We start from the raw sequence: 23,612 nt of genomic DNA, 5'->3' as shown, positions 1-23,612 counted from the left end.
TTGTACTGTTAGTTCAATCTAAGGAATGATTATGAAGAAAACCAACGTAGCCCTTGCCACTGCTGTTTCCGGCCTGCTTGCCCTGGCCGGTACCGCGATGACTGCCTCGACCGCTGTTGCCGCTGAAGCCAAAGAGAAATGCTACGGCGTTGCCAAAGCCGGTAAAAACGACTGCGCCACCAAAACCAGTTCATGTGCCGGCACCTCCAAGGTCGACGGCCAGAAAGATGCCTTTATCATGGTGCCAAAAGGCCTGTGTAGCCGCCTGGCCGGCAGCTCGCCAGAGGCAAAATAAGTGGGCGGCCTGACACAGCGCCAAGTGGTTGGGGTGGGGTTACGCTCCCCCCACATCACCCAGGTTCTGGAGCAGAAACCGGATATCGGCTGGCTGGAGATCCACAGTGAGAACTACTTCACCACAACCTCTACCGCCCGACAGCAGCTACGGCAGATTGCCGAGCACTATCCGATTAGCTGCCACGGTATCGGCTTGTCCCTCGGTTCGGCCGATCCCCTGGATCGCCAGCACCTGAGCCAGCTCAAACAGCTAGTTGATGAAATCGACCCGATTGCCGTCTCGGATCATCTCAGCTGGAGCTCTGTCGACGGGCAGTTTTTCAATGATCTGCTGCCACTGCCCTATACCGAGGAAGCGCTTGAGCACTTTTGTCACAAGGTCGAACAGGTGCAGGACTATCTCGGTCGCCAGATGCTGATCGAGAACCCGTCCAGCTACCTGAGCTTTGCCAGCTCGGCGATTCCGGAATGGGAGTTTCTTCATCAGGTACAACAACGCACCGGTTGTGGCCTGCTGCTCGACCTGAACAATATCTACGTCAGCGCCTTCAACCATGGCTTTGACTGTGATCAGTACATTGCTGCGCTGGATGCCTCGGCGGTCAAAGAGATCCACCTGGCCGGCTTTACCGTCAAACAGTTCGAAGACGGCGAGATCTGGATTGATACCCATAGCAAACCCGTCAGCGAACCGGTATGGCAACTCTATCGCCGTTGGGTACAGCAGCACGGCAGGACACCGACCCTGATTGAGTGGGATTTGGATATTCCGCCACTCTCTGTCCTGCTCGGGGAAGCCGACAAGGCACGCAACATTATCATGCAGGAGGCGCAAGATGGACAAATCCTTACCCCCTGACCGGGACAAAGACGGCAAGCTGCACCAACTGCAGCAAGACTTTGCGGCAGCCCTGCACTACCAGCCCAGCACCGTGGCAACAAACATTGCCGATGGCCAGTTTCCGGCCGAGCAGCTGATCCAGATTTACCGCAACAACTTTATTATCAGCCTGTCGGAAATCCTTGAGGTGGTCTATCCCTGCGTCAAAGCCGTGGTCGGTGACGAGTGCTTTAGCCAGCTTGCGCGCCAGCATGTTCTGACTCACCCGCTGCAGCAAGGCGATGTCAGCCATTACGGCCACGGGTTATGTGAGACCATCAACAGCCAACCGGCACTGACAGAAGCCGTGCCGTACCTGACGGATCTAGCCAGCCTGGAATGGCACCTCGATCGCGCCGCCCATGCGCCGGCCACCGACAGCCAGTTCCCGTTTGCCAAGCTGGGACAACTGACCGAGGCCAATTTGCCCCAGCTGCAGCTTGAGGTACCCGAACCAACATTTTGTATCGACTCCGACTACCCGGTCGCTACCATCTGGCAGATGATCACCGACAACGCCGTTGAAGAGATTGATCTTAGCCAGCCGGAATCTGCGGTGATCCAGCGACGCCCGGATCAGATGATGGTACTAAATACTACGCCGGGTGCCACCGGGCTTATCCGGCTCAGCCAGCAGCAAGGCCGCCTTGGCGACGCCTCCGACGAAATGCTGGCGATGCTCGGCGAGCTCGTCCAGCGACACATTTTTACCGACATTCATGGTTTGCCAGAGGGAGAGTGAGCATGCTGATTTTTATCAAACAAATCGACGGCCTGGCACAGCGTATTACGGAGCCTCTGATCCCGTTGCTGCTGCTATTCACCCGACTCTGGGTGGCCTGGGTATTCTTCAAATCCGGCATGGTCAAATACTCCAGCTGGGACAGCACCCTCTACCTCTTCGAGTATGAGTATCAGGTGCCCTTGCTGCCATGGCAGCTCGCCGCCTATATGGGAACGGCCGCCGAACTGATCCTGCCGGTCTTTCTGGCACTGGGGTTATTCACCCGTCCGATGGCACTGGTACTGTTCGTCTTCAACATCATTGCCGTGGTGTCCTACCCGTTGCTGTGGGAGAAAGGCTTTTTCGACCACCAGCTATGGGGCATGATGATGCTGGTGAATGTGTTCTGGGGCGCGGGACTAATCTCGGTCGACAGGCTGATCAGCAACGAGCCAAAGCAGAGCCTGCTGGAATAGCACGGCTAGAGCCGCGATAGATTTATCGGTTCCAATCGGATCAAAAAAGGCGATCACCGAGATCGCCTTTTTGTTCTTCCCAGCCAGCACTACACCAAGTCAAGCAACTGTGACAGGCGACAGATTTCGACATCCGGCAGCCATTTTGCTTTGGGTTCACGATGCAGCTGACGCTGCTGGTCGTTATACCAACAAGCCTGAAAGCCATTTCGTTTCGCGCCGCCGACATCCGTGACCAGATGATCGCCGACATGGAGAATGTCCTGTGCCGCCGTGCCCAATAACGCAGCAGCCTGGGCAAACATATCCGGCTCGGGTTTCGCCAAGCCGTCCCGGCCTGCCACCAGCACCCGAGAAAAATACTGGCCGAGACCTATCTTGTCCGCATCAACATTGCCGTTGGTAATAGCCAGCAAGGGCAGCGTCTGACCCAGCACGGCCAGTACCCGATGGGTTTCCTCCGGGACATCAACCTGATTGCGGACAACCAGTACCCGCTCCAGTCCTTCCCGGGCGGCCAGCTCGGCCTTCTCCTGTGAATAACCAAGCTGCATCAGTCCGACTTTAAGCACCTCATAGCGCCAAAGGCTTACATCATGGCGCAAATAAGGCGTCTGCTCCGCCAAACGCATTTTCAGCCGCAGCCAGTCTTCCCTGGCCATACTGTGGCTGCACGGATGGTACTCAGCCAGCCAGTCATGCATCGCCTGCTCGGCCCGCCGGATCACCGGGCGGTTATCGTACAGGGTATCATCCAAATCAAAAGTCAGCGCCTTAGGCGACTGGAGGTTGCGATAAAACTGCATATCAGCCCTCGGTTACATCAGCAGAATAGGTGGCAAGACGCACTAGCGTTTGTTTCGTTTTGCCCTCGGATGTGCTTCATCATACACCTGTGCCAGGTGCTGAAAATCGAGGTGGGTATAAATTTGGGTGGTCGACAGGTTGGCATGGCCGAGTAGCTCCTGCACCGCCCGTAAGTCCCCGCTCGACTCGAGCATATGGGTGGCAAAGCTATGGCGTAGCTTGTGCGGATTAATATGGCTGGATACGGCCTGTTTCTGGCCCCATTCCGCCATCCGTTTCTGGACGTTGCGGTTGGAAATCCGCTGCCCCAGCTTGGAGACAAACAAACCAGGTTCACCGCTGGCCGCCAGCTGTCCGCGGACCTTGAGCCAATGGCCAACCCAGTCGCGAGCCAACCCGGCAAAAGGCACAATTCGCTCCTTATCCCCTTTACCGATCACCCGGATATCACCCTTGCTCAGGCTAATATCGCGCACATCCAGGTTTACCAGCTCCGACAGACGCAGTCCGGCTCCGTACATCAGTTCCATCATCGCCCGATCCCGAATTGACAGCGGATCATCCTCATCAACGCTAAGTAGCTGATCCATCTCGTCAACATCGAGATTCTTGGGCAGCGGCCTGGCTTTGCGTGGCGCAGACACCCCCTTGGCGGGGTTGGCCTTCAACACGCCCTGGCGTACCAGATAATCAAAAAAGCTGCGCAGCGCCGACAGGCGCATCGACAAGCTGCTGGCCTTCAGGCCGTCACGCATCCCCTTGCTTGCCAACTGGCGTACCCAGCCGGCATCGACCACGCGCCAGTCCGTGACCTCCAGCTCAACCAGCTGCTCGGCCAGCGTTGTCAGCTGACGCTTGTAGTTCTGCTGAGTGTGCAGACTGAGCTCACGTTCGCTACGCAGGTACTCGTAAAAACGCTGCAGGGGCTTGTCCAGCCCGGAAGGCAACTGACTCAATCAATTACCTCGCGGGTATATTCCCAGTGATGGATCAGGCGAGTCAGCACCAGGGCCAACTGCTCGACAAACAAGGTATCCATCGCAGGCTGGAAATGACCGCCATCGGCACTGGCAAAGCTCAACACCCCGATAGGATGCTCGATCCCCAGCGGCAGCACCACATAGGAGCCTAGGTGCGGCGGATGGCTAAAGAGCAGCTCGCTCTCTTGCCTGCGCAACCGTCCCATGTAAACCGGCCGATGCGACAAATGGGCAACACGAAAGCCCTCAAAAGCCTTACGCGGTAAATAGAGGTTATCATCAAAGCTATCGAACAGCTTCAGGCTGAAGTCCAGCTGCAGCTGGCTGCTGAGCTCTTCAAGGATCACCAGCGCCTGATAGATATTGTGGGTCTGAAACAACTGCTGCTGGGCGCGGGCAAAGATTTCAAACAGCTCGCTGTTCTTACCGGCGGCGGTTACCAGGGTATTAATTTCCCCCTCAAGTTCACGCACCCGGCCTCGTAGCCTGTCGAGCTGAATTTCCACCAGCGACACCGCACCACGCTCACTGTGGGCCACGCGCAGCTGGGTCAGTAATTCCGACTGGCGGATAAAAAAATCAGGGTTGTCGAGCAGAAACTCAGCCACATCCTGATCGGACAACGGGGTGTCTGCCACTACGGGCAGCTCACCCAGTTGGGATACATCTGTCATAATACTATTTGTCCATCAAAGACATGTGCTACAGGGCCAGTCATATACAATGGCTTGCCTTCTCCGGCCCAGCGAATATGCAAATCGCCGCCCGGAAGGCTCACTTTTACATTTTCATCCAGCAGCCCCTGCTGCTGACCAATCGCGACAGCGGCACAGGCACCACTGCCACAAGCCTGGGTTTCACCGGCTCCACGCTCGTAGACCCGCAGCTTGATTTCGCGACGGTTCACTATCTGCATAAAGCCCGCGTTGACCCGCTCAGGAAACCGCTCGTGGGATTCCAGCAACGGACCCATCGTCTCGACGTCAGCCGTATCGACATCGTCCACCACAGTCACGCAATGCGGATTCCCCATGCTTACCGCGCCACAGAATACCGTGTTATCACCGGCTCGCAAAATATAGGTTTTTTCACTTTGCTTGGCACGAAACGGGATCTTGCCCGGCTCGAACTCCGGCGCCCCCATATTGACCGTCACCTGGTTGTCATTTTCCAGCTTCAGGATCATTTTCCCGCCCTTGGTGCTGACGGAAATATGGTATTTGTTGGTGAGCCCTTTCATCCAGACAAAACGGGCAAAACAGCGGGCACCGTTGCCACACTGCTCAACCTCGCTACCGTCGGCATTGAAGATCCGGTAGTGAAAATCTGTCTCCGGATCATAGGGCGGTTCTACCACCAGCAACTGGTCAAAACCGATCCCCCGATGGCGATCGGCCAGCCGCTTGATGGCGTCAGGCGAGAAGAACGCATTCTGCGTCACGCAATCCACCACCATGAAATCATTGCCTAAGCCATGCATTTTTGAAAAATTGATCTGCATGATGTCCCTTCTTGTTATTCTGGCAACAGGTGCTCAGACTGCCACAATTGCTCCAGCGTTTCACGCTCGCGGACCACATAGGCATCTTGACCGTCAACCATGATTTCGGCAGCGCGTGTACGGGTATTATAGTTTGACGCCATCACAAACCCATAGGCTCCTGCCGAACGTACCGCCAGCAGATCGCCCGGTTCGAGGCACAAGGTTCGCTCCTTGCCGATGAAATCGCCGGTCTCACAGATAGGTCCGACAAAGTCATAGGTCTGCTTCTCACCCTCGCGCGGGCATACCGGCACAATGTCCTGCCATGCCTGATAGAGGGTCGGACGGATCAGATCGTTCATTGCCGCGTCGACAATAGCAAAATTTTTGTGCTCGGTGTGCTTGAGATACTCAATTCGGGTCAACATCACACCGGCATTAGCGGCAATTGCACGGCCCGGTTCAAAAACCAGTTCCAGCTCGGGGTGGTCCTTGAGGCGAGCCAGCAGCTCGGTGGCATAGTCAGAAGGCTGTGGTGGCTGCTCGTCACTGTATGTCACGCCCAGTCCACCGCCGACATCGAGGTGCTCGATTTCAATGCCTTCAGCCTTGAGGGTATCAATCAGGGCCAGCAGGCGGTCGGTGGCATCGATAAACGGTTCAATATCCGTCAGCTGGGAGCCGATATGACAGTCCATACCGGTCACTTTCAGGTTTGGCAGGCTCTGTGCCAGACGGTAAACCTCCGGCGCACGGTCAAACACAATACCAAATTTATTGTCACGCAGGCCGGTCGAGATATACGGGTGGGTCTTGGCATCAACATCCGGGTTGATCCGCAAGGACACCGGCGCCACTTTGCCCAGCTCGCCTGCCACCTCATTCAGGCGCTCAAGCTCAGGCTCGGATTCAACATTGAAGCATTTAATACCCAGCTCCAGCGCCCGCTTCATCTCCGCGGCCGTCTTGCCGACACCGGAGAAAACAACCTTGGCCGGATCGCCACCGGCGGCGATAACCCGCTCCAGCTCGCCCTGCGAGACAATATCGAACCCGGAACCCAGCCGGGCTAGCACATTGAGTACCCCGATATTGGAGTTGGCCTTCACGGCATAACAAATCAGGTGCGGGTGGTTGGCCACCGCCTGATCAAACGCATTCCAGTGTCGCTCCAGTGTTGCCCTGGAGTACACATACAAAGGGGTACCGTAACGCTCAGCGAGGTCGGTAAGTACAATGTCTTCGGCCCAAAGCTGGCCGTCTTGCTGGTAGTTAAAATAATCCAAAGTTGTCTCTTCCCTGTCTGATCGCTGTCGTTACTGCTGTTGTTGCTGCTGCTCGGAGTCGTCCGGCATATATAGCGGCCCGCTCTGACCACAGCCATTAAGTGCCAATACACCCAGTACTAAAATTGCCAATAAACCTTTACGCATTTTTCAAAGCCAGTGATTATCATTTCATTGCCCTCTATAATCGCACCAACACTAGGAAAAGCAATAGGACGCAATGGGATGAATGATACAGAATTTCATAAGTTAGCCGATGAGGTTCTTATGAGCATCGAGGAAGGCATCGACGAATCCGGTGCAGACATTGAATATGAGACGACCGGCAACGTACTGACACTGGAATTCGAGAACCGCAGCCAAATCGTCATTAACCGCCAGGAGCCGTTGCACGAAATCTGGCTGGCTTCAAAATCAGGTGGTTACCACTTCAAATACAAAGACGGCCTGTGGCACTGTACCCGCAGCGGGGCCGAGCTGATTTCGCTGGTGAAGCAGGAATGCTCGCTACATGCCGAAGAGCCAGTGGACTGGTCATAGGCCGGCACGACGACTAGGCAAACAGCCCGAAACGAAAAAGCGAGAGCCGACAGACTCTCGCTTTTTGTTATTCGGCCCCAAAACCCAACTACCGTGTCGACAGCGACATCATGTTGGGGGCGGCTCCAGCCGCCGCGGGTCGCGGGATTTGCTGGCCACTCTTGAACGGGATCACCTGCGGCTCACCGCCATCGTTGTGCACGATGTCGTAAAACTGCGGCAGGTTAAAATTGATGAAGTTGGCGCTATAACTGAAGCGATCCTGGGCCGAGGTGTAGAAGCGGTTTACCCCATGGACCATCTCATCTTTGTCACCGCTGCACTGGCGGTAGACTTCCACCCGGTTCGACTCGTCGAGAATATAGATATTGTAGCCGGCATCGCAGTCTTCGAAGAAAAACTGGATCAGGCCTTCGCTGGCATAGGCATCGACAATTTCCGGCGGGTGCGGCTCATCAGCCTTACCCATCACCAGATTGGCCGAGCCAAACAGCTTGTTGGTCGAAATACAGCTATAGAAATCAACCGAGTTTTCCAGCTTCTGGACTGACACCCCACGGCGCTCGAAAAACAGGCCATGGGTCTGTTCGCCAATGCGAATCGCCTTGAAGCGACGGCGTTTCTCCTGCTCAACCGGCTTGAGGCGCATTTCGATACACTCGGCTACCAGCTGATAGACCAGGTTGCGGATCAGGCCGCGCATGTGCTTGCTATAGCAGAACACATCAACCGACTCCGGCGGGATTGCATCCTGGTGCATCTTGCCCAGTACCGTCTTAAGCGCATCCAGCATGGCATTTTCACCGCTGAAGTTCAGGGTACGCACCTCGTTCCACGAATTACGGTAGACCAGATCCACACTGCCCACCAAGCAAGTCTGCTCGGGGCCATAGCTAAAGATGTCGGTATTTTTAAAGTCAAAACGGACCGAACGGTTTTTCAGCTCGGTCGTCGGATCATTTTCCAAGTTGACAAACAACCCGAGCTGGCGAATTTCGCACGGGCTCGACAGCGCCTGCAGGCCCGGCTGCGGACGGCGGATCGGGAACGTATTGCGGATATCGCTGACCAGCTGGTAGAGCTTGTCGATATCCATCGCTGCATCGCGTACCACATTGTGCAGACAGGTCGATTCGGTCAGCAGGCCGTTAAAGTATGCCCAGGCAACCAGCTTACTCAGGTAACGGTTATGTTCCAGCGACGGCTGGCCCAAAATGGCATACGGATCGAGCGAATGCTTGTACAGATACCAACCTGCGGCATTGGTTCGTCCGGCCGGCACCTGGATCAGGCTCAGGTTCGGCTCATGCAAGTCAGGGGAGATCTGCGGGTTGAGCAAAGTGACCTTGCCCGGCAGAACCTCAAACGCGGCGTACAGCTTACGCGCCAGAATACTGATGTCTTCCGGGCTAATTGCCGAAGTGATGTTATTACGACGGGCAAAGCGGATCAGGTTACGGTAGCTAAGCATCAGGGCATCGAGCAGCTCATTGTGCGCCCGCTTGACCTGCTCTACCTTCCAGTCACGGCGGTTGTCCAGCTCAAGCAGCACCTCTTGTGGCCACTGCCAGTCAGACGTCAGCTTGTCCAGGACCTTACGACGCCACGCCACCGAGCCGGAGGCCGGCTCACGGGTCAGCTTCTCATGTGTCTTGAGGTAGAAGCAGCGACGGACCAAGTCCAAGCGGCGGTGATCGTCAATACGCTCCAGGTAAAGCGTCACCTTCTCAAGCATCAGGTAATACGCATCCATACAGTACTCGGTGCGATCTTCCGAAAAGAAGCGGCGCTTGCCGTCGACACTGAGCAGCTGGGTGTGCGGGTATTCCCATGAGTATGCCTCGAGCAAAATCGCTTTCAGCACTGATTTATACGGTGAATCGATACTCTTGTAGAGCTGCCACAGGCTGGAGCCAAAGTATTCCTCGGCCGGAATTCGGGTCAGGCCACCGAAATCAATCCACTCTTCACGACGGATATACCCATTCGAATCAAGGTAATCGATATATTCGTCGTAACACTCTTCCATTTCCGGCGGCACCATGAACCACATCAGGCGCTGGCCGGCAAGCTGGACCGCCGAGCGGTAAAACTCGTCAAGCAGCAGCAGGTGCTGGCTCGAGCCGCAGTTATCACCGGTCATCTGCTCGGAAAAATTATCGCGGAAACGATTTTCGTCAATCAGGAAAAAGTTGGCCTCGACGCCCTGTGCCATCGCCCAGTCGGAGATCAGCGAACACTTGCTCTCAAGCGCCTTGCGATCGTCCGCCGCCATATCGGTACGAATACAGACCCAGATATCGAGATCACTGGTCAGACTCTGACCCAGCGAAGAGGTACTGCCCATGGCATACAGGCCAAGGATCGGGTATTCATCGTTAGGTAGCTGAGGAGGAGTGATGGTCGACTGGCTGGTTAACGCACAATCGTCGATCAGCTGTTGCTGCTGTTCGGAAACGTCAAACGCGGCAATGCCCACAGGCACAGCCTGATCAAGGTAGCCGGGTACCGCCGGGTGATTGTAGTGGAGTAACACGGTCAGCAGGTTGAATACCTGCTCGGACTGCGCATTCATGGCTGCGCGGGCACGCTCCAGCCTTAGCTGGTTGTGCTTATCCAGTCTACTTTTAAGCGTCTCGATATAATTATGCAAATTACTCTTCCAAGAGCTACCAGCTAGAGAGCGGCCCAAATCTTGTCATTATTAGTGTAGATAGTGTCCTACACGCGAGCAAAAACGTGATCAATGTAACAGTTTTTACTTTAACCGTAAAGATAGTGACGATTTATGACAGCTTATGAATGGCTCGCTTTTTGGCAAATTGGCGATACAGCCCATCCTTGTCCCGATTCCCTCAAGCTAGTACAAACTCAATAATCCGCCAGCAGCGGTATTGTAATGAATTTTCCACTTAAAGGTTATGTGAGAAATATCACATTAATTACAACACATATCAAGACAATACTGCTTCACCGCACTGAGGGCAACAAGTGAATTACCATCATGGCGCAGTAGTGATACGATTACCGTGTATAAATGCAAGCGATTTAATGGACCCTATTCTATGACCGATAAACCGATCCGCATTGCCACCCGCAAAAGCCCGCTGGCAATGTGGCAAGCAGAATTTGTAAAAGATGCACTGGAGCAGGCTCATCCAGGCCTGATTGTCGAGCTGGTACCAATGGTTACCAAAGGCGACATCATTCTGGATACCCCGCTCGCCAAGGTCGGTGGTAAGGGTCTATTCGTAAAAGAACTCGAAGTGGCCATGCTCGAAGACCGCGCCGACATCGCCGTACACTCGATGAAAGATGTCCCTGTCGAGTTCCCCGAAGGCTTAGGGCTGGTCACTATTTGCGAACGCGAAGACCCGCGTGATGCCTTTGTCTCCAACACGTTCAATACGATTGACGAACTTCCGGCCGGTGCCGTAGTCGGCACCTCGAGCCTGCGCCGTCAATGCCAGCTTCGCGCCCAGCGCCCTGATCTGGTTGTCAAAGACCTGCGCGGCAACGTCAATACCCGTCTGCGCAAGCTTGATGACGGCGAATACGATGCCATTATCCTCGCCTGTGCCGGTCTGATGCGACTAAAAATGGATGACCGCATCCGTGATGCCATCGCACCAGAGACCAGCCTGCCAGCGGTCGGCCAGGGAGCTGTCGGCATCGAATGCCGTCTGGATGACACCCGCGTCCGGAAGCTACTTGATGCCCTGAACCACCAGGAAACCGCGACCCGCGTACTCTGCGAGCGTGCAATGAACAACCGCCTGCAGGGTGGCTGCCAGGTCCCTATCGGTAGCTACTCGGAACTCAAAGGCGATCAAATCTGGCTACGCGCCCTGGTTGGCGAACCTGACGGCAGCAAGATTGTTAGCGGCGAGATCAGCGGACCGGCCGCTGATGCCGAAGCTCTGGGCACCCAGCTGGCAGAGCAGCTGCTCGACGACGGTGCCAAGGACATCCTGGATAAGCTATACGGCAACGCCTGATGACCATACTGATCACCCGCCCGGCCCCAGAATGCCACCAGCTTGCGCAGCAGCTCAATGCAGCGGGGATCAGTGCTATTGCCCAACCATTGCTCGATATTCAGCCGGGAAAACAACTTCCTACGTTGATTTCCCAGCTAAATCAGCTGCAATCAGGCGATTTTCTGATTGCTGTCAGTGTTCATGCAGTGAACCTGGCGCACAATTACTTAACAACACAAGGTGCCAGCTGGCCAAAAAACGTGCATTATATGGCCGTTGGGCACAAAACTGCCGCAGCACTCTCCGAGTGCACAGGCAGCGACGTGCAATCACCTCAGTCGCGCTGTGACAGTGAAGGATTACTGGAATTACCGGCACTGGCTCAAGCTCGGATACAAAACCGCCGGATACTGATTTTACGCGGCAACGGCGGTCGTGAATTGATCTACCAAACCTTGCAACAGCGCAAGGCCGAGGTCAGCTACTGCGAGACCTACCTGCGCAGCTGGAACCCACTCGATGGCGAGCAGCTGTGCCGGACATGGCAGTCGAGGCAGGTGTCGGCACTGGTTGTCACCAGTGGCGAGCAGCTGGCATACCTAAGTAGTTTAATTCCTGATGACAACAAGGCTTGGTTTCTTCAGCGCCACCTTTTCGTACCAAGCCAACGAATCGCGGACCAGGCTACAACGCTTGGTTTTTGTACAATTTCCACCGTGGGGAGTGCGGCCAACAACTGCCTTTTCACGACCCTAAGCAAGATAGGCACGATGGGATAATCGGATGACTGACAAAAAAACCAATAACGAAACCTCTGCAGATAACAAACAATCGGCAGTGTCAAAAACAACGGACAAGCAAGGTCAATCAAGTGCCAAAGCCCAGGCACCTGAAACCTCTGCACCGAAGGAAACAGCAGCCAAGGCGGAAGCCAGCCAGCCAGCGCCTGCTCCTCAGCCAGCCGAAAAGCAAAGCGGCAGTAAAATGGGGGCTATCGCCATTGCCCTCGTCATCGCACTGGGTGCCGGCCTGTACTACCACGGTCACCAGCAAACCCTGGCCCAGAACGCCAAAATGGCTGAACTTCAGCAACAGCTGGCAGGCGTAAAAAGCAACCTGACCAACAGCATTGCCGCCACCAAACAAGAAACCCTCAACCAAGTAGAGAAGAGCCTGCAACGTACCGGTGTCTCTATCTCGCAGCAGGGCAAATCAATTACCGGCCTGCAAATGGCGCTGTCGGAAATGAAAGGACGCCGTCCAAACGACTGGCTGCTGGCCGAAGCGGATTACCTGGTCAAAATGGCCGGACGCAAACTATGGCTGGAGCATGACACGGCCAGTGCCACCATCCTGCTTGAATCTGCCGATCACCGTATTGCCGAGCTGAACGATCCAAGCATGACGCCGATCCGCGAAGCCATGCACAGTGACATCACCGCACTGAAAGCCGTTGCCCGTGTTGACCGCGACGGCCTGGTGCTTCGTCTGACCAGCCTGCAGGAAGCCGTTGCAACACTGCCGCTGGCCAATGCCATCGTGCCGGAAGCGACAGCGACCGAGTCGGGCACAGTGTCAACTTCTGTTGACGACTGGAAAGAAAACCTGAAGACATCCCTGAAAAACTTCAGCGAACACTTTGTTACCTACCGTACCCGCGACGGCAGCGTTATCCCGCTACTTTCGCCTAAGCAGGACTTCTACCTGCAGGAAAACATCAAGTCGAAGCTGGAAACCGCGATCAAGTCGGTTTACCGCGAGCAGGGCGAGCTATACACCAAGTCACTGATGATGGCCAAAGAGTGGGCCGAGCAGTTCTACGACATGGAAGATCCTGCCGCGCAAAGCTTCATCAGCACCCTGGATAAACTTGCTCAGGAAAATATTGAAGCGAGCTACCCAAGCACGCTGAAGTCACAGCCTCTGATCACCAATGCCATCAGCGAGCGCCTGCGCCAGCAAGTGAAACCACTTAGCACAGAGGAGAACCCAGCATGATCAAACTATTATTGCTGGTTGCTGCGCTGATTGCCGGTATTGTTGCCGGCCCGATGCTGGCGGGCAATCAGGGCTATGTGCTGATTTCCGTTGCCAACCAGACCCTGGAAATGAGCCTGACCACCTTGATCCTGATTGTCGTGATCCTGTTCGGCTCTTTCTTCCTGCTGGAGACCATTCTCAAGCGTATCCTGTCTGTCGGCAGCTCGACCCGTGGCTGGCTGTCTGGCCGCAAAGCACGTAAAGCTCGTCAGCTGACATCAACAGGCTTGATGAAGGTCATCGAAGGCGACTGGAAACAGGCCGAGAAGCTGGTTGTCAAAGCCGCCAAACACAGCGATGCGCCACTGCTTAACTACCTGGCCGCCGCAGAAGCCGCACAAAGCCAGGGCGACGCCAACCAGCGTGACGAGTACCTGAAGCTGGCTGCCGATATCGATGGTCAAAACCTGGCTGTAGCCCTGACTCGCGCCAAGCTGCAGTTCCGTCAGCAGCAGTACGAGCAGGCCGTGGCGACTTTGCAGGATATTCAGCACGAGCACAGCCGTAACCCGGTACTACTGGCGCTGCTAAAAGACTGTTACCTGAAACTGGAAGACTGGAAACCGCTACTGGCACAGCTTCCTCAGCTTGAGAAACTTGGTGTGATCACCGCCGAGGAAGCCGCAGAGCTGCAAATCAAAGCCGAATGCGGGCTGATGACCCACATTACCCAGCAAAGCGGCAGCGAGGGCCTGATGGGCCACTGGAACAGCCTCAACCGTAAAACCAAGCAACGTCCAGAGCTTATTGCCTGCTTTGTAAGGCTAATGAGCAGCCACAGTGCCGACAGCGAGGCGTACACCGTGCTTCGTGACGCGCTGAAGAAAAACAACGACGAAGATCTGATTGAGCTGGTACCGGCACTGAACCTGGCCGACTACCACCCGGCCATTGTCCGCCTGACAGATCTGCTTCGCTATGACAGCAGCAACCCAAGCACCTACAGTGCACTGGGACAGCTGTACATGCGCGAGGAAAAATGGGAGGAAGCCAAGCAGCACTTCGAGAAGGCTATCGAGCTACGACCGAATATGGCTGACTACGGCTACCTGGTTGATGTAATGGAAAAACTGAACGACAGCAAGGCTGCCGCGGATCTTTCCCGTCAGGCCCTGACACTGGCTCTACCTGCCAAAAATTAACATTTAAGCAATATGATATTTTGAGACAAAAAGCACCCATTTGGGTGCTTTTTTATTCTTAAATTCAGCACCTTATGTGTCTATTCGCGATAGTTTGTATCCAAGTGTTAACAGGCATTTCATCTTATATCTGACCTATTGCTAGCATTATGTAAAAGTTATTCAATGCCATCTCTAGTCGCTAACAGGTGGATAACTAACTATGGATATGCTTCCTTGGTTAATCGTTTCTGGGATTGTTGTTTCTGTGATCACTTGCCTGATGACAGCGGTTTTGATCAAAGAATCATAATCGGCCGGAAATTAAAAAAGCCTCCGTACTCGGAGGCTTTTTTAATGGTGTCATTGTCAATTGGTATTACAGGCGGCTAGAGCTTTAACGCTTTTTTGGTCTTCTGCAGCGCCTTCTCATAGCGCTTAACCGCCTTGGCGGCTTTCTTCAACCGCTTGTTTTTCTTCTTAGCCAGCTTCTTCAGCCGCTTGACCTGTTTTTTGGTCACAGCCGGCAACAAAGCCACACTCTCCTGCTCAACGGTGGCAACCGCATCCAGCTGGGCGCGAGCCACAGCAGGCAATGCCGGGAGCGGCCTGACGTTGGTGCCCTGCCTTTCTGTCTCAGAAGCCATTTTTGGAGCAGGAGCCACTTTGGAAACTGGAGCCAATAACGCAGCTTTCTTAAGGGCGCTGGGTTTGCACAGGTACTCCTTGCTGCTGGCCGAGCGTGCACAGCTGCTGCAGACAAAATTAGGCGTACTGACTATTTTGCTGATGTTGGCAAACTGATCGACAATTTCAACTCGGCGATATTTACATAAAGACTTTGCCATTAACCACTCCTTCAGCCAAAGCCAATGATTATTCTTCTTTCTAAGGGTATCACCGCATAGCAGCAAGCAACAGTCAGGAAAGTGATAGCAGTGATCGGCTCAGTTCTATTTCATGGCAGCCAAAACGTAGACATCAAACCGGTTTTTCTTGGTCTCTATCGCCGTTGACGGCTTTTGACCGGCCAAGAATTCGGCGTAGTCAGGACGCTTGACCACCACCCGTTTGGTTGCCAGTGCCATCGCCGGTGCCAACAAGCTGTCTGCATCGTTGTCTGCACCAACCAGAGTCTGGAACACTCGCATTTCTTTCTTCACCAACGCCGACTTTTTCTTGTGCGGATACATAGGGTCAAGGTAGACCACATCCGGCGCGGCAAACTCAGGATCCGCAGTCAGCTTCTCCAGGGCATCATGGCTTGAGGCATGGAGCAAGGTCAGCCGCTCACTGATCCAGCCGCCAATGTCGGGATCCTGCTGTGCACGGCGCAGACCGTCATCAAGCAGCGCTGCCACCACCGGGTGACGCTCGACCATTTGCACCTTGCAACCCAGGGAAGCAAGAACGAAGGCATCGCGACCCAGCCCGGCCGTACCGTCAACCACAGTCGGCGTCACGCCGCCCTTCAACCCAACCGCCTTGGCGATGGCCTGGCCCCGGCCGCCACCAAACTTACGCCGGTGAGACGCTGCCCCACCCGCCAGATCGACATACACAGCGCCCAGCTTTGGCTCGTCACGTTTGTGCAGCTCAAGCCTCTCGCTCGTCAGTACCAGGGCAAAGGTACTGTCTTCATCATGGCTCAGCCCCCAGCGCAGGGCCAATTCATCCAGTTCATGCTGACGGTCAGGCGTGTCACAGATTAAAGCGAGTTGCACAGAATTCTCCGGTAATCAATCAATAAGCCCCGGCGATACGGCTCGCACCGAGCGATCTGGGGATATAAGGGGCAAGATTATACCACTGCCTCCGAGGATTGGCGCAACTCGCTCACCAGATCGGCCAGTGGCTGCGGTTTGCCAAACAGATACCCCTGAGCATAGTCGACACCGAGATCATCAAGCTTCGTGAGGATAGCTTCGTTTTCGACAAACTCGGCCACAGTCTGCTTGCCCATTTTCTTCGCCAGCTCATTGATGGCCTTCACCATGGAATAATCCATCTCGTCGTCAGCGATGTCACGCACAAACATGCCGTCAATCTTGATAATATCCACCGGCATCCGCTTCAGGTAGCCAAACGAAGACAGCCCGGATCCGAAATCATCCAGCGAAATCAGACAGCCCAATGACTTCAGCTGGGTAAAGAGCAGTATCGCCTCGCTCATGTTGCCGATGGCCGCCGTTTCGGTGATTTCCAGACACAGCTTGTTGGTCGGCAGGCCGGAGCTACTGATTTTCTCCACCATGAACTGGATAAAGTCCCGGTTGCCCATCGACTGCCCAGAGAGGTTAATCGAGCACAGCTCCAGTTGCTCGACCGCCTCAGGATGGGCGACAAGCCAGTCAATAACAGCATTGACCACGTAGCGGTCAATCAGGTGTGCCAGGTTATAACGCTCAGCCGCAGGCATAAATAGCCCGGGGGATATCATGGAGCCGTCACTTTCGCGGATCCTGACTAGGATCTCGTAATGCTGTTTGTTACTCGTGGAGGTTAGCGGGGCTATTTGCTGGGCGTGCAACTCCAGCCGCTTCTCGGCCAGTGCCTTGCGGATCAGGTTAACGCACTCCATTTCCAGCTCACGGCGCTTGAGCTCTTCGTCATCCGGATGGTAAAGGTGCAGACGGTTTCGTCCCTCGTCCTTGGCCGCATAACAAGCGGTATCCGCCTGGGCATGAACCTGCTGTGTCGAACCGGCCGTCTCGTCGATAAGCCGGATCCCAATCGAGCCGCTAAAGCTAAACCGGGAGTTCTGCCAGTAAAACTCAGCCTCTTCCAGCAGGTGCAGAATTTCATTACCAAACTGCACCGCCTCATCTGAACTACAGTGACGCAGTATGATGGCAAACTCATCGCCCCCCAGCCGAGACAGCGTAGCCTTCTCCGGGGTGATCCCCCGCAGCAACAGGGCTACTTGCTTCAACGCTTCATCACCGGCTTCATGGCCCGCGGTATCGTTAATCACCTTGAACTGGTCAAGATCGATATACAGCATGGCATGCCGGGCTTCCAGCTCCCTGGCTTCGAGCAACACCTCTTCCAGCTGCTGTTCAAAATGGTTGCGATTAAACAAGTCCGTCAGGTAGTCATGGCAGGCCTGATACTCCAGCTGCGCCTCCAGTTCACGGGTCGAAGTAATATCCTCGCCAACCAGCAGCAGCTGAAGTTTTGACTGGGTAGGACGAATCGTCTCGCGGATCCAGACGGTATGGCCGTCAGCACATTTGTACCTGAGCTGCCGGCGCCAGACCTTTTGCGCATTGCTCTCACGAACCCCCGAGATATATTGCTGCGGCAACGGCACATCATCGAAATAGAAATCCGTTACCTTATGCCCCAGCATCTGACGCTTGCTGTAGCCCAGCAGATCGGCCGCAAACTGGTTAACCGACTGAATGCGAGCCTGACTATCAACAGCCAGCAGGATAACCGGCTGCTGCTCGTACAGCAGACGGTAACTGACTTCCCGCTCACGCAGCTTTTCTTCCATCTGGTGACGGGAGGTCACATCACGGGCCTCAAACAGCAACTGCTCCGCCTCACCGACCGACTCCGGCATACGCTTCATTGCAATATCCAATACCCGCCGGCCGTCCTCACTACTCTGGACCTCGACCTCAAAGCGGACCCGCTGATCCTGCCAGGCGGCATAAAAGGCCTTGCTCAGGCGAGATACCGTATCCTGATCCCAGCAGTGCCAGCGCCACATCGGGCTGTCATATTTGATAATTGAGCGACCGACCAGGTTCTGGAGAGCCAGGTTACCCGAAATTAACACCCCGTTATAATCAAGGATGCCGATATACTGAAAGCTCTGATCAAACACCCCTTCAAATAGGGCCCGGCTCTGTTGCAGTTTGCGCTCGCTCTTGCGTAGCCGGCGAATGATCAAGCTAAGAAAAACAATGATTGCGCCCATAATCACCACAGCCACGGTAATCGCCCGCAGCTCTTTGCTATAGCGCTCAAACCAGCTCTGCGGTTTATTGATCACCACCACATCATCCGGCACGCCCAACCCCCAGCGTTGTAAAACCTGGTGGTTAAACATCTCCTTGCCCGCACTATAGGTAAACATCGGCAGCTCGCTGATTTCGCCATCGATAACCGCCACCAGCATCTGGCCGATTTGCTGCCCCTGCTCATAGCCACTGCTCATGACGCCCCCGACCACACCATGCTCCAGCAAGTAACGGTAGGAAGCATATACAGGTGCCGAGGCAACCTTGGTCAGCGCATCAACGAAAGCGCGGCTTCCCATATACTCGCCATTACTGTCAAAGTAATAGCTTAAGTAGATAATCGCAGACTGGTCAGGCAGTTGTGCGGCACGTGAAAAGATGTCGTCAAACTTACCGGGGGTAAATCGGTGCACGTCCAAATCAGACGGGTTCAGTGTCTGGTAGTCATTGATCTCCTGCCACATCGCCTGTCCGGTATAGGTCTCGTCAGCTATCACATAGATTTGCTTTAAGTCAGGCTGCTGCGACAGGGCCAGGGAAATATTGTCTACCGGGTTGTTCACTTCCAGCACACCCGCAACCTGCGACAACTGATCATGTTTCTCTGGCTGGTAGTTATTGATCCCCACCATCAATACCGGCGTCTCGCCCACTTCCTCAGACAGCTGATTCACCAGCCACAAGGCATGATCATCCGTCACCACAATTGCCCGGTACTTTTCCCGGGTCAATTTGGCCCGGTAGATATCGAGCAGTTCATTGAGGTAACTTTCAGACTGATAGCGTTTGCTGTCCATATAGCTGACATGAAGGGGAATATCATGCGGCTTCGAGGCTGACTCCAGCCCTGCCTGCAACGAATCCGTCCATTGCATGCCCTGGTGGTAGGAATGAATAACCAGGGTATCTTTGACCTGGGCATAAACATGGGCATAGGCAGGTGCCACCAGCAGCACCAAAAACAAAGCTAGAAAGCGCATAGAACGTAGAAATATCCCTATCGTCAAAGTCCATCGAATGCGCAGGCCTAGCTGCCGGCGCAGCTGTCTAAATACAGCGCAATTAAGTCTGATTATTCGATACTGAAGCCAGCTCAGTATAAGATATGAGCTGTATCGGATAAACAAGGGATAATACAAAACCATGACCCAGCCACCACGGATAGACGATTTAGATCGCGATATCCTCAACGCCCTGATGAATGATGCCAGGATCCCTTATGCAGAAATGGCCAAGCGGTTCAATGTCAGCCCTGCCACGGTGCATGTCCGGGTGGAAAAAATGCGGGCAGCCGAAATTATTACCGGTACCGAAGTGGTCGTAAACCCGAAGCTGCTCGGCTATGACGTCTGCTGCTTTATCGGTATCAATCTAAATGCCGCCCGTGACTATCATTCGGCTCTTGCCAAGCTCAACGAGCTGGACGAGGTCGTCGAAGCCTATTACACCACCGGCGCGTACAATATTTTCGTCAAGTTGATGTGCAAGTCGATTGAGGAGCTGCAGTATGTGCTGATCGACAAGCTGCAGGCGATTGATGAGGTGCAGTCTACCGAGACCCTGATTTCGCTGCAGAACCCCATCAACCGCAACGTACAGCCATAAAACAAGAGGCGAGATACTCCTATCCCGCCCCTGTGGCTAGCCAATACTCCGTGGAGTCTTAGGCTTTATTGTCGCTGTCTGCCTGGCGGGAGGCCGCCTCTTCAGCCAGCCACTCGGCAACCGGCTTGGCAAAGTAGGTCAGAATACCGTCAGCACCGGCACGCTTGAAGCACAACAGCGATTCCAATACTGTCTCGCGCTCTTTGAGCCAGCCGTTTTGGATGGCCGCCATGTGCATCGCGTATTCGCCTGATACCTGATAGGCAAACGTCGGTACCTGAAGCTCACTCTTCACCCGGCGTACCACATCCAGATACGGCATACCCGGCTTCACCATCACCATATCTGCCCCTTCGTTGACATCCATGGCCACTTCGTGAAGAGCTTCATCGCTGTTGGCCGGATCCATCTGATAGGTCTTCTTGTCACCACCTTTGAGGTTACCTGCCGAGCCGACCGCATCACGGAACGGGCCATAGTAGTTCGAGGCATACTTGGCAGAATAGGCCATGATCTGGGTATGAATGTAACCCGCCTCTTCCAGGGCTTCACGGATTGCGCCGATACGACCATCCATCATATCGGACGGTGCAACCACATCGGCACCAGCTTCGGCATGTGACAAGGCCTGCTTGATCAGCACCTCGGTCGTCACGTCATTCATCACGTAGCCGGTCTCGTCAATAATGCCGTCCTGACCGTGAATCGTAAACGGATCCAGTGCCACATCAGTGATCACCCCCATCTGCGGCACATGCTCTTTCAGCAGGCGGACAGCACGCTGTACCAAGCCTTCCGGGTTATACGCCTCTGCGGCACAGGTGCTTTTGAAATCCTGCGAAATCACCGGGAACAATGCAATCGCCGGTACACCCAACTTTGACAGATACTCCGCTTCCTCCAGCATCAGATCAATAGACAGGCGTTCAACGCCAGGCATTGACTCCACCGTTTCACGACGGTTTTTACCCATCAGGATAAACATCGGGTAAATCAGATCATTCACAGAAATCTGGTTTTCTGCCATTAGACGACGGCTAAAATCATGCTTACGCATGCGACGCATACGGCGGGCTGGAAACGCGCCCTGGATAGATACAGACACTGCATACTCCTTGTATGGGTTGGTTCGCTTTATGCTGATGATACCACTCTGTCAGGCTTCGGGCGATCCGATCGCAAAAAATGCCTGAGTCGTAGTATAAGAATGGGCAATCACTTCAGCCGTTTCCTGATTGCGACACTGGGCAATCACAGACGCGATATGCGGCAAAAACTTAGGTTCATTACGGCTGGACTTGGGCTTCGGCCGGTAGTCCCGCGGCAGCAAATAAGGGCAGTCCGTCTCGATCATCAGGCGGTTGTCCGGTATATGACGCACGATCTCGCGCAACTCAGTGCCCCGGCGCTCGTCACATACCCAGCCGGTAATGCCAATATGCAGATCCATGTCCAGACACTCTTTCAGCTCCGCCTCGCTACCGGTAAAGCAGTGCAGCACTGCGGCCGGAAGCCGGTCACGCCACGGTTTCAAGATGGCCAGAAAGCGCTCATGGGCATCACGGCAGTGCATGAAGACGGGCATATTGAGCTCCGCCGCCAAGGCCAGCTGCGCCTCAAAAACTGCTTCCTGCTGCGGCCGTGGCGAGAAATCACGATTAAAGTCCAGCCCGCATTCACCGATTGCCACCACTTCCGGCTCTGCCGCCAACTGGCGGATAGCCGGCAGAGCCAAATCGGAGACCATTTTGGCATCATGCGGATGTACCCCGGCCGTACTGTAACAATATTGAGGCCATTGGCGGGCCATCGCCTGCGCCTGACGGCTTTCTTCGATACAGGTTCCGGTCAACACCAGGCCTATGACACCAGCCTCCTTCGCCCGCTCAATCACCGCCTCGCGATCCTTGTCAAAACGACTATTGGTCAAGTTGACCCCGATATCTATCATGTGATCATCCATCTCTGAAAATTGTATAAAAAAACCGGCCAGCGGCCGGTTCTTCTGTCATGCATTACGCTTACTGCTCGTCATGTTCCGCGTTTTCCTCTTCTCCGTCGCGAATATAGAAACGCGAGAAGAACAAGCCAACCTCAAACAACAAGCACATCGGAATGGCCAGCAATGTCTGCGAAATAATGTCCGGCGGCGTCAGCATCATCCCCACCACAAAGGCTGCCACAATGATATATGGCCGCTTCTGCTTCAGGCTCTGCGGATCGGTCGCTCCGGTCCAGCACAGCAGAATAATGGCAACCGGGATCTCAAAGGCAATACCGAAGGCCATAAACAGTGCCAGAACAAAGTCGAGGTAGCTGGCAATGTCTGTTGCAACCTGTACCCCGTCCGGCGCAATGCTGGTAAAGAAACCAAACACGAGCGGGAACACGACAAAATAAGCAAAAGACACCCCGGCGTAGAACAGCAACGAGCTGGAAAACAGCAACGGCATGATCAGCTTACGTTCATGCTTGTACAGGCCAGGTGCAATAAAGCCCCACACCTGATACAAAATCATCGGTACAGCAACAAACACTGAGGTAACCAAAGTGAGTTTTATTGGTGTAAAGAAAGGCGATGCCACATCCGTTGCAATCATCGTCGCCCCGTCGGGCAGACGCTCGACCAAAGGTGCCGACAAAAACGCATAAATGTCGTTGGCAAACCAGACCAGACCAAGAAAAACCACTAAGACACTCAAAATGGAACGCAGCAGCCGATTACGCAGCTCTACCAAATGGCTGAATAACGGTTGCGTTTCTTCGACTGTAGACATAGTGATGTAATTTAATCCTGCTTTTGAGAAGTCGTTGCTGAGGTGTGCTCGTTTTTCTCAGCATAGGGACGCTGCACATCCGCGGCGGCTTGTTTCAGCTCTTCCACCGAATCACGCAGTTCAGGCGACAAGTCCTTCATTCCCATCTGCTCGGCCTTCTTCAGATTCTCCTGCAATTCCTGAATTTTCAGCTCTTGCGACAGTTCATCTTTCACCGAATTAGCCATATTACGAGCAGCGCCAACCCAGCGCGATACCGAACGGATCGCGACGGGAAGGCGTTCCGGCCCCAGTACTACCAATCCCACCACCGAGATCAGTATTAACTCCCAGAACCCGATATCAAACACGCGTTAAACCTGCTCTTTGTCTTTCTGACTCTTTTGAGCCGACTCACCCTGCTGATCATCAGCAAGTTTCTTTTGCTCGAAATCCGCGTCAGCGTCTTTCTTGGCTGCCGAGTCATCTTCACCGATCGCTTTCTTAAAGCCCTTCACGGCAGAACCCAGATCACCGCCCAGCGAGCGAAGTTTCTTGGTACCGAAAAGAAGCACAATGATCAATGCAATGATAAGCAATTGCCAGATACTAATACCACCCATGCTTGTTTTACCTCAGCTAATTGTGGTTGATAACAAAAACGAT

Annotated in this window: 25 protein-coding genes; 10 read left to right on the top strand and 15 right to left on the bottom strand. The window is 54.3% G+C overall.

Annotated features, from left to right (window positions below; all coding sequences use genetic code 11):
* Window positions 1-31 precede the first annotated feature (31 nt).
* The 4 genes from BIT28_RS02980 to BIT28_RS02965 are packed head-to-tail and all read left to right on the top strand — an operon-like array spanning window position 32 to window position 2,377.
* The gene (locus tag BIT28_RS02980; RefSeq protein ID WP_075762155.1) at window positions 32-295 is read left to right on the top strand and encodes a BufA1 family periplasmic bufferin-type metallophore; all 264 of its coding nucleotides are present in this window, start codon (window positions 32-34) and stop codon (window positions 293-295) included.
* 9 nt (window positions 296-304) lie between these two features.
* Window positions 305-1,156, top strand: coding sequence for an MNIO family bufferin maturase (gene bufB, locus BIT28_RS02975; protein ID WP_075762208.1), 852 nt, complete (start codon window positions 305-307; stop codon window positions 1,154-1,156).
* Entirely contained in the window at window positions 1,134-1,919 is a 786-nt protein-coding gene (locus BIT28_RS02970) for an HvfC/BufC N-terminal domain-containing protein (protein ID WP_075762154.1), read from the top strand. The genes bufB and BIT28_RS02970 overlap by 23 nt, the downstream gene beginning before the upstream one ends.
* Before the next feature lie 2 nt (window positions 1,920-1,921).
* Window positions 1,922-2,377: a DoxX family protein gene (locus BIT28_RS02965; protein ID WP_075762153.1), complete on the top strand. Its 456-nt coding sequence runs from the start codon at window positions 1,922-1,924 to the stop codon at window positions 2,375-2,377.
* An 89-nt stretch (window positions 2,378-2,466) separates the two neighbouring features.
* On the opposite strand, the gene yigB is transcribed toward BIT28_RS02965, so the two are convergent.
* Genes yigB through lptM form a run of 6 tightly spaced genes read right to left on the bottom strand, consistent with a single transcriptional unit; the run spans window position 2,467 to window position 7,080 of the window.
* Window positions 2,467-3,183, bottom strand: a complete 717-nt coding sequence (gene yigB, locus BIT28_RS02960; protein WP_075762152.1) for a 5-amino-6-(5-phospho-D-ribitylamino)uracil phosphatase YigB — start codon at window positions 3,181-3,183, stop codon at window positions 2,467-2,469.
* A gap of 42 nt (window positions 3,184-3,225) precedes the next feature.
* Window positions 3,226-4,140 carry a tyrosine recombinase XerC gene (gene xerC, locus BIT28_RS02955; RefSeq protein WP_075762151.1) on the bottom strand — a complete coding sequence of 305 codons (915 nt, stop codon included), beginning with the start codon at window positions 4,138-4,140 and terminating at the stop codon, window positions 3,226-3,228.
* Window positions 4,137-4,838: a DUF484 family protein gene (locus BIT28_RS02950; RefSeq protein WP_075762150.1), complete on the bottom strand. Its 702-nt coding sequence runs from the start codon at window positions 4,836-4,838 to the stop codon at window positions 4,137-4,139. The genes xerC and BIT28_RS02950 overlap by 4 nt, the downstream gene beginning before the upstream one ends.
* Window positions 4,835-5,665: a diaminopimelate epimerase gene (dapF, locus tag BIT28_RS02945; protein ID WP_075762149.1), complete on the bottom strand. Its 831-nt coding sequence runs from the start codon at window positions 5,663-5,665 to the stop codon at window positions 4,835-4,837. The genes BIT28_RS02950 and dapF overlap by 4 nt, the downstream gene beginning before the upstream one ends.
* 14 nt (window positions 5,666-5,679) lie before the next feature.
* Window positions 5,680-6,933 (bottom strand): diaminopimelate decarboxylase, encoded by a 1,254-nt coding sequence (gene lysA / locus BIT28_RS02940; RefSeq protein ID WP_075762148.1) that lies wholly within the window; start codon window positions 6,931-6,933, stop codon window positions 5,680-5,682.
* Window positions 6,934-6,963: 30 nt separating this feature from the next.
* A complete protein-coding gene (gene lptM, locus BIT28_RS02935) occupies window positions 6,964-7,080 on the bottom strand; it encodes an LPS translocon maturation chaperone LptM (protein ID WP_075762147.1) in 117 nt (38 codons plus the stop codon).
* 78 nt (window positions 7,081-7,158) lie between these two features.
* On the opposite strand from lptM, the gene cyaY reads away from it, so the two are divergent.
* Window positions 7,159-7,473 (top strand): iron donor protein CyaY, encoded by a 315-nt coding sequence (gene cyaY / locus BIT28_RS02930; RefSeq protein ID WP_075762146.1) that lies wholly within the window; start codon window positions 7,159-7,161, stop codon window positions 7,471-7,473.
* Window positions 7,474-7,561: 88 nt separating this feature from the next.
* Here the strand turns inward: cyaY and BIT28_RS02925 are convergent, their stop codons facing one another.
* A complete protein-coding gene (locus BIT28_RS02925; protein ID WP_075762145.1) occupies window positions 7,562-10,126 on the bottom strand; it encodes a class I adenylate cyclase in 2,565 nt (854 codons plus the stop codon).
* A 412-nt stretch (window positions 10,127-10,538) separates the two neighbouring features.
* Between BIT28_RS02925 and hemC the strand changes: the two genes are divergently transcribed.
* The 4 genes from hemC to BIT28_RS02905 are packed head-to-tail and all read left to right on the top strand — an operon-like array spanning window position 10,539 to window position 14,635.
* Window positions 10,539-11,471 carry a hydroxymethylbilane synthase gene (gene hemC / locus BIT28_RS02920; RefSeq protein WP_075762144.1) on the top strand — a complete coding sequence of 311 codons (933 nt, stop codon included), beginning with the start codon at window positions 10,539-10,541 and terminating at the stop codon, window positions 11,469-11,471.
* Window positions 11,471-12,232 carry a uroporphyrinogen-III synthase gene (locus tag BIT28_RS02915; protein WP_075762143.1) on the top strand — a complete coding sequence of 254 codons (762 nt, stop codon included), beginning with the start codon at window positions 11,471-11,473 and terminating at the stop codon, window positions 12,230-12,232. The genes hemC and BIT28_RS02915 overlap by 1 nt, the downstream gene beginning before the upstream one ends.
* A gap of 4 nt (window positions 12,233-12,236) precedes the next feature.
* The gene (locus BIT28_RS02910) at window positions 12,237-13,451 is read left to right on the top strand and encodes a uroporphyrinogen-III C-methyltransferase (RefSeq protein WP_075762142.1); all 1,215 of its coding nucleotides are present in this window, start codon (window positions 12,237-12,239) and stop codon (window positions 13,449-13,451) included.
* Window positions 13,448-14,635 carry a heme biosynthesis protein HemY gene (locus BIT28_RS02905; RefSeq protein ID WP_075762141.1) on the top strand — a complete coding sequence of 396 codons (1,188 nt, stop codon included), beginning with the start codon at window positions 13,448-13,450 and terminating at the stop codon, window positions 14,633-14,635. Before BIT28_RS02910 ends, BIT28_RS02905 begins: the two co-directional genes overlap by 4 nt.
* 368 nt (window positions 14,636-15,003) lie before the next feature.
* On the opposite strand, the gene BIT28_RS02900 is transcribed toward BIT28_RS02905, so the two are convergent.
* From BIT28_RS02900 to BIT28_RS02890, 3 genes are all read right to left on the bottom strand, one after another.
* Window positions 15,004-15,462, bottom strand: a complete 459-nt coding sequence (locus BIT28_RS02900; protein ID WP_075762140.1) for a hypothetical protein — start codon at window positions 15,460-15,462, stop codon at window positions 15,004-15,006.
* Between the two features lie 105 nt (window positions 15,463-15,567).
* Window positions 15,568-16,338, bottom strand: a complete 771-nt coding sequence (locus BIT28_RS02895) for a class I SAM-dependent methyltransferase (RefSeq protein ID WP_075762139.1) — start codon at window positions 16,336-16,338, stop codon at window positions 15,568-15,570.
* A gap of 77 nt (window positions 16,339-16,415) precedes the next feature.
* The gene (locus tag BIT28_RS02890) at window positions 16,416-19,565 is read right to left on the bottom strand and encodes an ABC transporter substrate binding protein (RefSeq protein ID WP_075762138.1); all 3,150 of its coding nucleotides are present in this window, start codon (window positions 19,563-19,565) and stop codon (window positions 16,416-16,418) included.
* 163 nt (window positions 19,566-19,728) lie between these two features.
* Between BIT28_RS02890 and asnC the strand changes: the two genes are divergently transcribed.
* Window positions 19,729-20,190 carry a transcriptional regulator AsnC gene (gene asnC / locus BIT28_RS02885; protein WP_075762137.1) on the top strand — a complete coding sequence of 154 codons (462 nt, stop codon included), beginning with the start codon at window positions 19,729-19,731 and terminating at the stop codon, window positions 20,188-20,190.
* A gap of 58 nt (window positions 20,191-20,248) precedes the next feature.
* On the opposite strand, the gene hemB is transcribed toward asnC, so the two are convergent.
* The 5 genes from hemB to tatA all read right to left on the bottom strand — a co-directional run bounded on the left by hemB (window position 20,249) and on the right by tatA (window position 23,569).
* On the bottom strand, window positions 20,249-21,295 hold the full coding sequence (gene hemB, locus BIT28_RS02880) for a porphobilinogen synthase (protein WP_075762136.1): 1,047 nt from the start codon (window positions 21,293-21,295) through the stop codon (window positions 20,249-20,251).
* 51 nt (window positions 21,296-21,346) lie between these two features.
* Window positions 21,347-22,141, bottom strand: coding sequence for a 3'-5' ssDNA/RNA exonuclease TatD (gene tatD / locus BIT28_RS02875; protein WP_075762135.1), 795 nt, complete (start codon window positions 22,139-22,141; stop codon window positions 21,347-21,349).
* Window positions 22,142-22,211: 70 nt separating this feature from the next.
* Window positions 22,212-22,967: a Sec-independent protein translocase subunit TatC gene (gene tatC / locus BIT28_RS02870; RefSeq protein WP_075762134.1), complete on the bottom strand. Its 756-nt coding sequence runs from the start codon at window positions 22,965-22,967 to the stop codon at window positions 22,212-22,214.
* 11 nt (window positions 22,968-22,978) lie between these two features.
* A complete protein-coding gene (gene tatB / locus BIT28_RS02865) occupies window positions 22,979-23,317 on the bottom strand; it encodes a Sec-independent protein translocase protein TatB (RefSeq protein ID WP_075762133.1) in 339 nt (112 codons plus the stop codon).
* A gap of 3 nt (window positions 23,318-23,320) precedes the next feature.
* Window positions 23,321-23,569, bottom strand: a complete 249-nt coding sequence (gene tatA, locus BIT28_RS02860; RefSeq protein ID WP_075762132.1) for a Sec-independent protein translocase subunit TatA — start codon at window positions 23,567-23,569, stop codon at window positions 23,321-23,323.
* Window positions 23,570-23,612: the final 43 nt, after the last annotated feature.

Origin of the sequence: Photobacterium proteolyticum, from assembly GCF_001939735.1 — a bacterium.
In the GTDB taxonomy this organism is placed as follows: domain Bacteria; phylum Pseudomonadota; class Gammaproteobacteria; order Enterobacterales; family Vibrionaceae; genus Photobacterium; species Photobacterium proteolyticum.
Note: the sequence above shows the minus strand (reverse complement) of the source record. Positions and strands in the feature narration are given on the sequence as shown.

Bases quoted from the DNA above. Each gene is read 5' to 3' on its own strand.
- BIT28_RS02970 (WP_075762154.1), top strand. From the start codon at position 1,134: ATGGACAAATCCTTACCCCCTGACCGGGACAAAGACGGCAAGCTGCAC.
- hemC (WP_075762144.1), top strand. From the start codon at position 10,539: ATGACCGATAAACCGATCCGCATTGCCACCCGCAAAAGCCCGCTGGCA.
- lptM (WP_075762147.1), bottom strand. From the start codon at position 7,080: ATGCGTAAAGGTTTATTGGCAATTTTAGTACTGGGTGTATTGGCACTT.
- tatA (WP_075762132.1), bottom strand. From the start codon at position 23,569: ATGGGTGGTATTAGTATCTGGCAATTGCTTATCATTGCATTGATCATT.
- BIT28_RS02910 (WP_075762142.1), top strand. From the start codon at position 12,237: ATGACTGACAAAAAAACCAATAACGAAACCTCTGCAGATAACAAACAA.
- tatC (WP_075762134.1), bottom strand. From the start codon at position 22,967: ATGTCTACAGTCGAAGAAACGCAACCGTTATTCAGCCATTTGGTAGAG.
- BIT28_RS02900 (WP_075762140.1), bottom strand. From the start codon at position 15,462: ATGGCAAAGTCTTTATGTAAATATCGCCGAGTTGAAATTGTCGATCAG.
- BIT28_RS02890 (WP_075762138.1), bottom strand. From the start codon at position 19,565: ATGCGCTTTCTAGCTTTGTTTTTGGTGCTGCTGGTGGCACCTGCCTAT.
- dapF (WP_075762149.1), bottom strand. From the start codon at position 5,665: ATGCAGATCAATTTTTCAAAAATGCATGGCTTAGGCAATGATTTCATG.
- asnC (WP_075762137.1), top strand. From the start codon at position 19,729: ATGACCCAGCCACCACGGATAGACGATTTAGATCGCGATATCCTCAAC.
- tatD (WP_075762135.1), bottom strand. From the start codon at position 22,141: ATGATAGATATCGGGGTCAACTTGACCAATAGTCGTTTTGACAAGGAT.
- BIT28_RS02965 (WP_075762153.1), top strand. From the start codon at position 1,922: ATGCTGATTTTTATCAAACAAATCGACGGCCTGGCACAGCGTATTACG.
- yigB (WP_075762152.1), bottom strand. From the start codon at position 3,183: ATGCAGTTTTATCGCAACCTCCAGTCGCCTAAGGCGCTGACTTTTGAT.
- BIT28_RS02915 (WP_075762143.1), top strand. From the start codon at position 11,471: ATGACCATACTGATCACCCGCCCGGCCCCAGAATGCCACCAGCTTGCG.
- BIT28_RS02905 (WP_075762141.1), top strand. From the start codon at position 13,448: ATGATCAAACTATTATTGCTGGTTGCTGCGCTGATTGCCGGTATTGTT.
- BIT28_RS02950 (WP_075762150.1), bottom strand. From the start codon at position 4,838: ATGACAGATGTATCCCAACTGGGTGAGCTGCCCGTAGTGGCAGACACC.
- cyaY (WP_075762146.1), top strand. From the start codon at position 7,159: ATGAATGATACAGAATTTCATAAGTTAGCCGATGAGGTTCTTATGAGC.
- BIT28_RS02980 (WP_075762155.1), top strand. From the start codon at position 32: ATGAAGAAAACCAACGTAGCCCTTGCCACTGCTGTTTCCGGCCTGCTT.